Below are 13,123 nucleotides of genomic sequence, written 5' to 3'. Positions count from 1 at the left end.
GCCCATGATGCGCCGGATCGCCGTCCTCGACGCGCCGACGAACCTCGGCCTGCGCCCACCCACGTCCACCGCCGTCCCCGGCTGCGCCAAGGCGCCCGGCGCGCTGCGCGACCACGGCCTGCTCGCCCGGTTGCGGGCCCGCGACGCCGGCTGCCTCACCCCGCCCCGGTACGACCCCGGCGACTGGCGACCCGGCGACGGGGTCTGCCACGCCCCGGAGATCTCCGGCTACTCGGTGGCGCTGGCCGACCGGATCGGCGCGATCATCGACCGCGGCGAGTTCCCGCTGGTGCTCGGCGGCGACTGCTCGGTCCTGCTCGGCTCGGCGCTGGCCATGCACCGGCTCGGCGAGGCGGTCGGCGGGCGGATCGGGTTGGTCTTCGTCGACGGCCACTCCGATTTCCGGCACCCCGGCAACGCCTCCTACGTGGGCGCGGCGGCGGGGGAGGACCTGGCCCTGGTCACCGGCCGGGGACAGGCCGACCTGGCCGCCATTGAGGGGCGGCGCCCCTACTTCCGGGACATCGACGTGGTGGTGCTCGGCATCCGGGCCCAGGACGAGTACCGGCTCGACCTCCAGGCCGCCGGGATCACCACCCGCCCGGTGCCGGCGCTGCGCGCCGAGGGCGCGGCCCGCACCGCTCAGTGGGCGCACGAGCAGTTGGCCGACTGCGCCGGCTACTGGGTGCACATCGACGTGGACGTGCTCGACCCAGCGGTGATGCCCGCGGTCGACGCGCCGGACCCGGGCGGGATCGCGTTCGCCGAGCTGGAGATCCTGCTCGCCGGCCTGGTGGACACCCCGCACTGCCTCGGCGTCGAGCTGACCGTCTTCGACCCCGACTACGACCCCGACGGGTCGTACGCCGCCGAGATCGTCAACACCGTGGTGGCCGGGCTCGCACCGGTCGCGGCGCCCGGCGCCACACCGCCCCGGCTGCTGCCGCCCGGCCCGGTCGCCCCGGCGCCCCGGCCCGGCAACGGCCGGCCACCGGTGCGGGATGTGCTGCCCGGCCCGGCGGCCGTCCCCGCGCCCGCGGTGGCCGTGGAACCGATCGGCCCGGCCCCGACCCGGGCCGGGGACGACCCCGCCGACACCAACGGCGACGGCCCGGCCGAGCCCTCTCCCGGCCCGTCCGGTCCGGGACTGCTGCGCCGGGAGCCGGACGCGGACGGCCCGGACGGCCCAGAGCCGGTCGGGCCGCTGGCGTCGGCCGGGCCGGGGCGGCTGCGCCGGGCGCCGGATCCGGACGGCCCCGAGCCGGTCGCGCCGCTGGCCTCGGCCGGACCCGGGCGGCTGCGCCGGGTGGCCGAGGCGGAGGAGGCGGACGGGACGGAGCCGTCTCCGACCCGGCCGGGTGTCGACATCGCCTGACGGCGCCGGCCCCCGGTCAGCGGGCGGCGAGGCCGCGGAGGAAGCGTTCGGCGATCGGGACCGCGCTCGTGGTGCTCGACCCACCCTGCTCGACGAAGACCGCGAACGCGACGTCACCCTGCCAGCCGACGAACCAGGCGTGGGTGTGCGCCGGGTTGTTGTCGTACTCGGCGGTGCCGGTCTTGCCGTACACCGGCTCGCCGGGGACGTCCGCCAGGCTGCTGGCCGTGCCGCTCGTGACCACCGCACGCATCATCGCCTTGAGCGCCGTCACCGACTCCGGCTTGAGCGCCGCGCCGGCCGGGGCGGGCTTCGCCGGGGCCGGGTCGAGCAGCAGCCTGGGCTGCTCCCAGTGGCCGCGGGCCACGGCGGCGGTGGCGCCGGCCATGGCGAGCGGGCTGACGACGGTGGTGCCCTGGCCGATCGCGGCGGCGGCCTGCTCGGTGGCCGAGCCGTTGGCGGAGACCTTGCCGGCGAAGACGTCGGTGCCGAGGTCCCAGGGCGCCTCCAGGCCGAGCGTGCGGCCCGCCTGCGCCAGCCCGTCCGGACCGAGCTTCGGGGCCAGGAAGGTGAAGGCGGTGTTGCAGGACTTGGCGAAGTCGGTGGTGAACGGGACGTCGCCCAGCTCGAAGTTGTCGGAGTTCTTGAAGGACCGCCCCTCGACCTCGAACGTCTTCGGGCAGCGCACGGTCGCCTCCGGGGTCACCGCGCTGCGGTCCAGCAGGCCCAGGGCGCTGACCATCTTGAAGGTCGAGCCGGGCGGCACCTGGGCGGTGAAGGCGAGGTTCTCGCCGGCCGCACCGGGACCGTTGGCGGCGGCCAGCACCGCGCCGTCGCTGATCCGGACGGCCACCACCGCCGAACGCCGGGCCTGCCCGCGCAGCGCCGCGTCGGCGGCGTTCTGGGTGGCCGCGTCGAGAGTGGTCTTCAGCGGCTGGCCGGCCTTCGGCTCGCTGCGGTAGACCTCGACCCCGCTGGGTGCGGTGGTGCCGTCCGGCGCCGGGCGCTCGGTGAAGACGGTGACCCCCGGGTTGCCGCGCAGCCGCTCGTCGTAGCGGCCCTGGAGGCCGCCGTGGCCGACCAGGTCGCCCCGGACGTACCTGTCGGGGTGGGCCTTGAGGTCGTCGGCCTGGGCCGGGTCGACCGAGCCGAGCAGGGCCCGGGCGAACTCCCGCGTCGGGGCCAGGAAGAGCTTGTCGGACTGGAACCGGGTGCCGGGCAGGTCGTAGATGCGGGGCTTGATCTGCCGGTAGGCCTCGTCGCGCAGGGTCACCACCTCGACGAGTGCCTCACGGTCCGCCTCGCTCAGGCGTTTCGGCAGGTCGGAGAGGTCGACCGGTGGGGTGAGCGCCGGCCGGATCGCCTTGAACGCGGCGTCGAGCTGCCGGACCAGGGCCTTGGCGTCCTTGACCTCGCCGGGGTTCACCTGCACCCGGACCACCGGGCGCGGCGCCACGACCGGGGCTCCGGCGCCGTCCAGCACGCCCGCCCGGGGCGCGCCCTCCCGGCGCAACGCGAACCGGTCGCCGGCCTCCAGCTTCTCGTGCACGACGGCCGGCTCCCAGATGACCGGCCACTGGTCGTCGGCGCCGTGCCGCAGGCGTACCGGATTCTCGTAGGTCCAGGTGGCGCCGCCCGGCAGCGGCCAGGTGAGCCGGACCCGCGCGGTGGCGATGTCGGCCTCGACCTTCACCTCGCCGGTGCGCTCCAGCTTCGGCGGGCTGCCGGCCAGCTCGCCGGCGAGCGACCGCAGCTCCTTGGTCACCTCGGCCGCCGGGACCTTGGCGCCGGTCGGGTCGATGAAGCCGACCGCCTGAAGGTCGCCCGAGCGCCAGCCCTTCAGGAAGCCGTCGACGCTCCGCTCCGGGCCGTCCTCACCCGAGCACCCGGTCAAGGCGCCCGCCGCCAGCACGGTGGCGGCCAGCGCCACGAGGGCCCGACGGGAAGGGGAGAGGCGGCGGTGGACGGGGTACGACAGGAGCATGAAGCGGTCCCTCCGGTGTGAAACTGCCCTGCACGCTAGTACGACGCGCGCCGCCCCACCGCCCCGGCACGGCCTTTGCGCAGGCAAAGAGTGCCGTGTGGCAGTGTGATGAACAACGCCAGTCCGGGTAATCCGCGACCGGCCGACCACGTACCCGCAACGGGTGAAAGGACAGAGTCCCGATCCGGACGTCCGGCCAGTGGTCCGCCGACGAAGGGGCACAGCGGCAGGCCTAGGCTGGGCGGCAGAGTGACCCACAACGCGGTGGGTCGAGGGGAGTGGCACCGATGGACCGGCGTCCGGCGATCAAACCGGGACCCGACCTCCGGCAGGCTGACACCAGCCGGGACGATGACAGCTTCGATTCGGCGACCGACGGAGACGGTTTCAGCCGTCTCGACACAGGAGTGACCGGGATGACCGGTTCCAGCATCGACACCCTCTACGACCTGGGGCTGCCCGCGCAGGCTCTGGGCGACGAGTCCGAGGACGAGCTGGACGAGCCGGTGCCCAACGCGGAGCGCCTGGTCGCCCAGGCGGTCGCGCTGGCCGGTGACGACCACGACGCGGCCACCCTGGTGGGCCGCTTCTGGCGGTTCGCGCCGGACGAGGAGCTGATCGGCTTCACCGCCGAGGAGATGCTCGACGCGGCCCGGGCCCACCGGGACCTCGCCCAGCAGCGGGTACCGGGCGAGTTGAAGCTGCGTATCCACGAACCGGACGCCGAGCAGCACCACACCGTGATCGAGATCGTCACCGACGACATGCCGTTCCTGGTCGACTCGGTGACCGCGCTGCTGAACTCGCACCACCTCGACGTGCACCTGCTGGTGCACCCGCTGGTCGTGGTCCGGCGCGAGCCGCTGGGCCGGCTCACCGAGGTCTCCGCGGACGTGGAGCCGGACGACGCGATCGCCGGCGACCTCGTCGAGAGCTGGATGCGGATCGAGATCGACCCGGTCCGTGACGCGGCCGAGCGGGAGAAGCTGCGCCGGGAGCTGCAGCGGGTCCTCACCGACGTGCGGGAGGCCGTCGAGGACTGGCCCAAGATGCGCCAGCGCGCCCTGGCCCTGGCCGACGAACTGGCCTCGGCGCGCACCTCGGACAACCGCCCGCCGGTGCCGGAGAAGGACATCACCGACTCGGTGGAGCTGCTGCGCTGGCTGGCGCACGACCACTTCACCTTCCTCGGCTACCGGGAGTACCGGCTCGTCGACACCGACGGCGCGGACGGCGGCCAGGCCCTGGAGGCCGTCCTCGGCACCGGGCTGGGGATCCTGCGGTCCGACTCGCCGGAGGCCCGGTCGCTCAACTCGATGACGCCCGAGGCGCACGAGAAGGTGCTGGAGAAGCGCCTGCTCATCATCACCAAGGCCAACTCGCGGGCCACCGTGCACCGCTCGGCCTACCTCGACTACATCGGCTTCAAGATCTTCAACGACGCCGGTGAGGTGGTCGGGGAGCGGCGCTTCCTGGGCCTGTTCTCCACGGCGGCCTACCGGACCAGCGTGCAGGAGCTGCCGGTGGTCCGGCGCAAGGTCGCCGAGGTGCTGGACCGCTCGGGCCTGAGCCTGCGCAGCCACTCCGGCAAGGACCTGCTCCAGATCCTGGAGACCTACCCCCGCGACGAGCTGTTCCAGATCAAGACCGACGACCTCTACCACGCGGTGATCGGTGTGCTCCGCATGGCCGGCCGCCGGCAGTTGCGGGTGTTCCTGCGCCGGGACGCGTACGGGCGCTTCATCTCCTGCCTGATCTACCTGCCGCGGGACCGGTTCACCACCCAGAACCGGCTGCGCATGCAGGACATCCTGCTGCGCGAGCTGAACGGCGTGGGGGTCGACTACACCACCCGGGTGACCGAGTCGATGCTGGCCCGGGTGCACTTCATCGTCCGGACCGACCCGAGCAGCCCGCCGGGTGAGATCGACGCCGACCTGCTGGCCGAGGAGCTGGCCGACGCGACCCGGCTGTGGGACGACGACTACCGGCTGGTGCTGGAGCGCAAGCTCGGCGACGAGCAGGCCAAGCACCTGTTCGCCCGGTACGCCGACGCCTTCCCCGAGGGCTACAAGGACGGCCACACGCCGTACGAGGCCATGAAGGACCTGGCCAAGCTCGAGCTGCTGGAGGAGCCCGGCCAGCTGGAGATGCACCTGTTCCGCAAGCAGCTCGCCGGGCGCACCAACGGCGCCGGCCGGCCCGTCCAGGTCGACGAGTCCATGGACGTCCGGTTCAAGGTCTACCGGTACGGCGAGCCCATGATGCTCTCCGCCGTGCTGCCGGTGCTGCACTCGCTCGGCGTGAAGGTGGTCGACGAGCACCCGTACGAGGTGGAGCGCGTCGACGGCCGGATCTGGCTCTACGACTTCGGGCTGCAACTGCCCGAGGCGCACCAGGAGCTGGCCGAGGTCCGCCCGCACGTGGAGAACGCCTTCGCCGCGGCCTGGCGGGGCGAGGCCGAGGTGGACGGCTTCAACGAGCTGGTGCTCCGGGCCGGGCTCACCTGGCGGCAGGTGGTGGTGCTCCGGGCGTACGCGAAGTACCTGCGGCAGGCCGGCACCGTGTTCTCGCAGGAGTACATGGAGCAGACCTTCATCGCGTACCCGAAGATCGCCTCGCTGCTGGTGGAGCTCTTCGAGACCCGGTTCGCCCCGGGTGCGTCCACCCTGGACGAGCGCCGGGAGCGCAGCGGTGAGCTGGTCGCGGCGATCGGCGAGGCGCTGGACGACGTGGCCAGCCTCGACCAGGACCGGATCCTGCGCTCCTACCTGACGTTGATCCAGGCCACCCTGCGCACCAGCTTCTACCAGAAGCCGGTCGGGGGGCGGCCCAAGTCGGGCGTGGCGTTCAAGCTGGATCCGCAGGCGATTCCGGAGCTGCCGGCGCCGCGGCCCAAGTTCGAGATCTTCGTCTACTCGCCGCGGTTCGAGGGCGTGCACCTGCGGTTCGGGCCGGTGGCCCGGGGCGGGCTGCGCTGGTCCGACCGGCGGGAGGACTTCCGCACCGAGGTGCTCGGCCTGGTCAAGGCGCAGATGGTGAAGAACGCCGTGATCGTGCCGGTGGGCGCCAAGGGTGGCTTCGTGCTGAAGCAGAAGCCGGGCGACCGGGACGAGGCGGTGGCCTGCTACAAGGAGTTCGTCGGCGCCCTGCTGGACGTCACCGACAACATCTCCAGCGGGCAGATCGTCCCGCCGCAGGACGTGGTCCGGCACGACGCCGACGACCCGTACCTGGTGGTGGCGGCGGACAAGGGCACCGCGACGTTCTCCGACATCGCCAACGAGATCTCCGCCGCGCACAACTTCTGGCTGGGCGACGCGTTCGCCTCCGGCGGTTCGGCCGGCTACGACCACAAGAAGATGGGCATCACGGCCCGGGGCGCCTGGGAGTCGGTGAAGCGGCACTTCCGGGAGCTGGGCCACGACACCCAGACCCAGGACTTCACGGTGGTCGGCGTCGGCGACATGTCCGGCGACGTGTTCGGCAACGGGATGCTGCTGTCGAAGCACATCCGGCTGGTGGCCGCCTTCGACCACCGGCACATCTTCCTGGACCCGGACCCGGACGCCGCCACCTCGTGGGACGAGCGGAAGCGGCTGTTCGACCTGCCCCGGTCGTCCTGGGAGGACTACAACGCCGAGCTGATCTCGGCCGGCGGCGGGATCTACCCGCGTACCGCCAAGTCGCTGCCCGTCTCGCCGCAGGTCCGCGCGGTGCTCGGCCTCGACGACGACGTCACCCAGATCAGCCCCCAGGAGCTGATGAAGGCCATCCTCACGGCGCCCGTGGACCTGTTCTGGAACGGCGGCATCGGCACCTACGTGAAGGCGTCGACGCAGACCAACGCCGAGGTCGGCGACAAGTCCAACGACGCCATCCGGGTGGACGGCAAGGGCCTGCGCTGCCGGGTGGTCGGCGAGGGCGGCAACCTGGGCTTCACCCAGCACGGCCGGATCGAGTACGCGGCGGCCGGCGGCCGGATCTACACCGACTTCATCGACAACGCGGCCGGGGTGGACTGTTCCGACCACGAGGTGAACATCAAGATCCTGCTCAACACGGCGGTCGCCGACGGCGCGCTCGACGTGCCGGAACGCGACGAGCTGCTGGCCCAGATGACCGACGAGGTCGCCGAGCTGGTGCTGCGGGACAACTACGACCAGGCCCGGGCGCTGAACAACGCCCAGGCCCAGGCCGCCTCGCTGCTCCCGGTGCACCGCCGGATGATCAACGAGCTGGAGCGGGCCGGTCAGCTGGACCGCGCGCTGGAGGCGTTGCCGCCGGACGAGGAACTGGCGGTGCGCGGCGAGACCGGGCTGACCGCGCCGGAGTTCGCGGTGCTGCTGGCGTACGTGAAGATCGTGCTGGAGCGGGAGATCGTCGCCGAGGGGCTGGCGGACGAGGAGTGGACGACCGACGTCTTGGTCAACTACTTCCCGACCCCGCTGCGGGAGCGGTTCGCCGACCGGATGGGCCAGCACCGGCTGCGCCGGGACATCGTCACCACGGTCCTGGTCAACGAGGCCATCAACCGGGGCGGCATCACGTTCCTCTTCCGGGTGGTGGAGGAGACGGCCGCCTCGGCGGCGGACGTCCTGCGGGCGTACGTGGTGGTCCGCGAGGTGTTCGGGCTGCGCGAGCTATGGGACGCGGTCGAGGCGCTGGACAACAAGGTCTCGCCCGACCTGCAGACCAGCGTCTACCTGGACACCCGCCGGCTGCTCGACCGCGCGGTGCGCTGGCTGGTCACCAACCGGCGCTCGCCGATCGACGTGCCGGGGGAGATCGCCCGCCTGCGCGACGGGGTGGCCCGGCTCCTGCCGGGGCTGGAGAACCTCTTCTACGGCACCGAGCGGGAGGCCATCGCCGCCCACATCGACTCGCTGACCGGCCGGGGGCTGCCCCGCGACCTGGCCGAGCAGGCGACCCGGCTGATGTACAGCTTCGGCCTGCTCGACGTGGTGGAGACCGCCCAGTCGACCGGCCGGGACGTGAGCGAGGTGGCCTCGGTCTACTTCGTCCTCTCCGACCGGTTCCGGGTCGACGCCCTGCTGTCGAAGATCTCCCTGCTGCCGCGGGAGGACCGCTGGCAGACCCTGGCCCGGATGGCGCTGCGCTACGACCTGTACGCCGCGCTGGCCGCGCTCACCGCGGAGGTCCTCGGCTCCACTCCGGACAGCCTCCCGCCGGTCGAGCGGGTGCAGGAGTGGGAGCAGGCGAACGCCACCTCGATCCACCGGGCGCACCGGGCGATGGGGGAGTTCGACGAGTCCCGCGCCGACCTGTCCGCCCTGTCGGTGCTGCTGCGGCAGATCCGTACCCTGGTGCGGACCTCGGCGGCGGCCTGACACGACACGCACGCCGAGCGCGGCCCGGTGGTCGGGTGACCCGACCACCGGGCCGCGCCCGTTCGCGGCGCCCACCCGGCCTGGCGGGTCGGGTGACCGACCACCGGGCCGCGCTGATTCGCGGCGCCCACCCGGCCTGGCGGGTCGGATGAGCGACCACCGGGCCGCGCCCGCCTCATGACAGGCTGGCGAAGGCGATGACGTTGTCGACGTAGCTGCGGCTGCTCTCGTCGAACGCCCCACCGCAGGTGACCACCCGCAGGCCGGGCTTGTCGGACGGGCCATAGACCAGTTCGGTGGGGAAGGCCGCCTTCGGGTACGACTTCACCTCGGTCACCGTGAACGTGGCGGCCGAGCCGTCCTCCCGGGCGATCGAGATGGTGTCGCCTTTCTGGAGCGCGCCGAGGTTGAAGAAGACGGCCGGCCCGAGCTTGGCCGAGTCGACGTGGCCGACGATCACCGAGTTGCCGGCCTCGCCGGGGCTCGGCCCGGGGGAGTACCAGCCCGCCTTCATGGCCTGCTCCAGCGGGGGCACCTGGACCGTGCCGTCCGGGTTCAGGCCGAGGGTCATGATCTCGGCCTGCACGCCGATCCGGGGGATCGAGATGGACGTCGGGGTCGAGCGGGGCAGTCCGGCGGGGGTGAGGTCCGGGTGCGGCGTCACCGCGGAGTCGTCGTCGACGGACGCCTGGTCGGCGGTTTCCGTGCCGATGCCACCGGCGGGGCCCGGGATGGTGGTCGGCGACGGGGACGGGTCGGCGGGCCCGGCCTGGGCGAGCGGCTGGGGCGGGCGGGCTGGCGGCTCGGTCCGCACCGATGCCCCGATCATGCCGGCGCCCACCATGCCGAGGAGGACGACGACAGCGGCGCCGGCGGCGCGCCACGGTTTCCCGTGACGGCCGCCGGCCCGTGTCGCCGTCCGGTCAGACGAGGTCATCGCCCCGGCGCCGGCGCAGCAGGATCATGCCGCCCAGGGCGGCGGCGCCGATGACGCCCACCCCGCTGGCGGCCATGTTGCGGTCCATGCTGGTGGTGGTCATGCCACCGTCACCGCCGTCGACGTGGCCACGCGGCATGCAGTCCTTGCGGTCCTCGTCCTTGCGGTCGTGGTCCTTCTTGTTGTCGTCCTTGCTGTCCCAGCTCTGGTTGTCCCAGTCCTTGCGGTCCTCGTCCTTGCGGTCGTGGTCCTTCTTGCTGTCGTCCTTGCTGTCCCAGCTCTGGTTGTCCCAGTCCTTGCGGTCCTCGTCCTTGCGGTCGTGGTCCTTCTGGTCCTCGTCGTGCCGGTCCCGGTCCTTGGCGTCGTGCTCCTTGTTGTCCCGGTCGTTGCGCTCGTCGTCCTTGCGGTTCTCGTCCTTGCGGTTCTCGTCCTTGCGGTTCTCGTCCTTGCCGTTCTCGTCCTTGCGGTCCGCGTCCTTGCGGTCCTTCTCGTCGCCCGGCTGGTCGGCGACCAGGCCGCCGCCCTGGCCGTCAGCTCCAGACTGCCAGGACTCGCTGCCCTGCCAGTCCTTGTGCTCCTCGCCCTTGCCGTCGTCGTGCTTGCCGTCCTGGTCCTTGCCGCTCTGGTAGTCCTTGCCGTCGTCGTGCTTGCCGTCCTGGTAGTCCTTGCCGTCGTCGTGCTTGCCGTCCTGGTAGTCCTTGCCGTCGTCGTGCTTGCCGTCGTCGTGCTTGCCGTTCTCGTAGTCCTTGCCGTCGTCGTGCTTGCCGTCGTCGTGCTTGCTGTCCTGGTCCTTGCGGTCGTGGTCCTTGCGGTCCTGGTCCTTGCGGTCGTGGTCCTTGCGGTCCTCGTAGCTGCGGTCCCAGTCCTTGCGGTCCCAGTTCTTGTGGTCCCAGTCCTCGTGCTCCCCAGAGCAGGTACCGGGAAGGCTGATCTGCGGCTTGGCGACGGCGTTCGCGCTTGCCGCGTTCGCCGCCCCGGGCGAGAACAGCAGCAGGGACGCGCCGCCGAGAGCGGCACCCGCAACGAGCTTCCCGAGCATCTTCTTAGCCATGACCTGCGTCACTCCATCCCTTTTTGTCCTGAGCCCGCCTTCAGTCGAGCTACGACCGACGTTAGACCGGTTCATGACTTATCCGGGGAAAGATTCGTGTTTAGGAGTTTATCGGCGGTGGGAGCGATACGGGTGCTACGCCGCTTTTAGTGGGTTCCCGTGCGACAGGGACGGGGCTGTCCCTGCTCGGTTGCTCCCGCGTCGACTGCGTCCGGCCGTACCGTGGCATGGCGGCTCTGCCGGTCTGCCCGGCTTCCGGCTTCGCCGCCGCTTTCGGCGCCGCCTGGGTGTTCGATCCCGGTCGTCCGGGACGAAGCGCATCGAGCCATTGCCATGGAAGCGCTCCCATGCAAGAATCGCTGCACGCGGTTCGGGGAGCCACACCGCGAGTTCAGATGCCGAGGGCAGCCGGGTCACCGGCCGGCGTCCGACTCCTCGACCGGTCCCATGGGCCGGTCGCCACCACCACCATCACGCCCGTCCGGGTCGGGCGCCCCCGAATACACCCGTGGCGCCGACATCCGCCCCCCGGCGGACGTCCGAGCGCCCTTCCACCGGGCCGTACGCGGATCCGGTCTCGCCCAAGGAGATCAGTGGCATGAATCTGTGGAGAAGGCTGTCCGGCCGCAGCCGGGCGCTCGCGCTGACCGGCGCCGGCGTCCTGGCCGCCGGTGGACTGGTGACCCTCCCGGTCACGGCGGCGCAGGCCGCGACCCAGTGCAGCGTGGACTACACCACCAGCGACTGGCCCGGTGGCTTCACCGCCACGGTGACCATCAGGAACCTCGGTGACCCGCTCAGTTCCTGGAACCTCGGCTTCACCTTCCCGAACAGCAGCCAGCGGGTGCAGCAGGGCTGGTCGGCGCGGTGGTCGCAGAGCGGCCAGAACGTCACCGCGCAGAACGAGTCCTACAACGGCTCGCTGGGCACCGGCGCCAGCACCAGCATCGGGTTCAACGGCGCGTGGAGCGGCAGCAACCCGAAGCCGACCCAGTTCACCTTGAACGGGACGGTCTGCAACGGCGGCACCACGACCCCGACGCCGACCAGCCCGACCCCGAGGCCGACGAGCCCCACCCCCACGCCGACCAGCCCGAGCCCGTCGCCGACCACGCCGGGCCAGAAGGTCGACAACCCGTACGCCGGGGCGAAGGGGTACGTGAACCCGGAGTGGAAGGCCAAGGCCGAGTCGGTGAGCGGCGGCAGCCGGGTGTCCAACAACCCGACCGCCGTCTGGCTGGACCGGATCGCCGCCATCGAGGGCACCGACGGCAGCAGCTCCAACGGTTCGATGGGGGTGCGGGACCACCTGGACGCCGCGCTGGCCCAGGGCGCCGGCTACATCCAGTTCGTCATCTACAACCTGCCCGGCCGGGACTGCTCCGCGCTCGCCTCCAACGGTGAGCTGGGCCCGGACGAGCTGCCCCGCTACAAGGCCGAGTACATCGACCCGATCGCCGCGATCCAGAGCGACCCGAAGTACAAGAACCTGCGGATCGTCAACATCATCGAGATCGACTCGCTGCCCAACATCGTGACCAACACCTCGGGCAACGCCGGCGGGACCGTCATGTGCGACACGGTCAAGGCCAACGGCGCCTACGTGAACGGCGTCGGCTACGCGCTGGCCAAGCTGGGCGCGATCGGCAACGTCTACAACTACATCGACGCGGCGCACCACGGCTGGATCGGCTGGGACAGCAACTTCGGCCCGGTGGCCGACATCCTGAAGACCGCGGCCACCGCCTCCGGCAGCACGGTGAACAACGTCACCGGCTTCATCGTCAACACCGCGAACTACTCCGCGCTGAAGGAGCCGTACATCAAGATCACCGACACGGTGAACGGCACCAGCGTCCGGCAGTCCAAGTGGATCGACTGGAACCAGTACGTGGACGAGCTCTCCTTCGCCCAGGCGTTCCGCAACAAGCTGGTCTCGGTCGGCTTCAACAGCAACATCGGCATGCTGATCGACACGTCCCGCAACGGCTGGGGCGGCCCGAACCGGCCCACCGGGCCGGGCGCGACCACCAGCGTCGACACCTACGTCAACGGTGGCCGCATCGACCGCCGGCTCCACGCCGGCAACTGGTGCAACCAGGCCGGTGCGGGCCTCGGCGAGCGGCCGAAGGCGGCGCCGGAGTCGGGCATCGACGCGTACGTCTGGGTGAAGCCCCCGGGTGAGTCGGACGGCTCCAGCACGGCGATCCCGAACGACGAGGGCAAGGGCTTCGACCGCATGTGCGACCCGACGTACACCGGCAACGCCCGCAACGGCAACAACCTGACCGGCGCCCTGCCCAACTCGCCGATCTCCGGCGCCTGGTTCCCGGCCCAGTTCCAGGAGCTCATGGCGAACGCCTACCCGCCGCTCTCCTGAGCCGGCGGCCGGCCCACCCGCGGCGGCGGGAGTGAGGCACCGCCG

The 13,123-nt window shown here is 71.8% G+C and carries 5 protein-coding genes and 1 pseudogene; 3 read left to right on the top strand and 3 right to left on the bottom strand.

The window, feature by feature from the left end; genetic code table 11:
• Nucleotides 1–4: 4 nt before the first annotated feature.
• A pseudogene (locus ACQP12_RS27620) lies at nucleotides 5–1,036 on the top strand (arginase family protein); the annotation flags it as partial.
• Between the two features lie 355 nt (nucleotides 1,037–1,391).
• Here ACQP12_RS27620 and ACQP12_RS27615 read toward each other — a convergent pair.
• Complete coding sequence (locus ACQP12_RS27615; protein WP_433283152.1) at nucleotides 1,392–3,359, bottom strand: penicillin-binding transpeptidase domain-containing protein; 1,968 nt, start codon at nucleotides 3,357–3,359, stop codon at nucleotides 1,392–1,394.
• 287 nt (nucleotides 3,360–3,646) lie between these two features.
• Here ACQP12_RS27615 and ACQP12_RS27610 point away from each other — a divergent pair, with 287 nt between their 5' ends.
• The gene (locus ACQP12_RS27610) at nucleotides 3,647–8,710 is read left to right on the top strand and encodes an NAD-glutamate dehydrogenase (RefSeq protein ID WP_433283151.1); all 5,064 of its coding nucleotides are present in this window, start codon (nucleotides 3,647–3,649) and stop codon (nucleotides 8,708–8,710) included.
• Between the two features lie 175 nt (nucleotides 8,711–8,885).
• On the opposite strand, the gene ACQP12_RS27605 is transcribed toward ACQP12_RS27610, so the two are convergent.
• Both ACQP12_RS27605 and ACQP12_RS27600 read right to left on the bottom strand, forming a co-directional pair.
• Nucleotides 8,886–9,647, bottom strand: a complete 762-nt coding sequence (locus ACQP12_RS27605; RefSeq protein WP_433283148.1) for a class F sortase — start codon at nucleotides 9,645–9,647, stop codon at nucleotides 8,886–8,888.
• A complete protein-coding gene (locus tag ACQP12_RS27600) occupies nucleotides 9,634–10,698 on the bottom strand; it encodes a hypothetical protein (RefSeq protein ID WP_433283146.1) in 1,065 nt (354 codons plus the stop codon). Before ACQP12_RS27600 ends, ACQP12_RS27605 begins: the two co-directional genes overlap by 14 nt.
• Nucleotides 10,699–11,296: 598 nt before the next feature.
• Between ACQP12_RS27600 and ACQP12_RS27595 the strand changes: the two genes are divergently transcribed.
• On the top strand, nucleotides 11,297–13,078 hold the full coding sequence (locus ACQP12_RS27595; RefSeq protein WP_433283144.1) for a glycoside hydrolase family 6 protein: 1,782 nt from the start codon (nucleotides 11,297–11,299) through the stop codon (nucleotides 13,076–13,078).
• The last annotated feature ends 45 nt before the right edge of the window (nucleotides 13,079–13,123 follow it).

The sequence above is a fragment of the Micromonospora sp. CA-244673 genome (assembly GCF_050948395.1).
Lineage (GTDB): Bacteria > Actinomycetota > Actinomycetes > Mycobacteriales > Micromonosporaceae > Micromonospora.
This window is presented reverse-complemented; position numbering and strand designations above follow the sequence as displayed.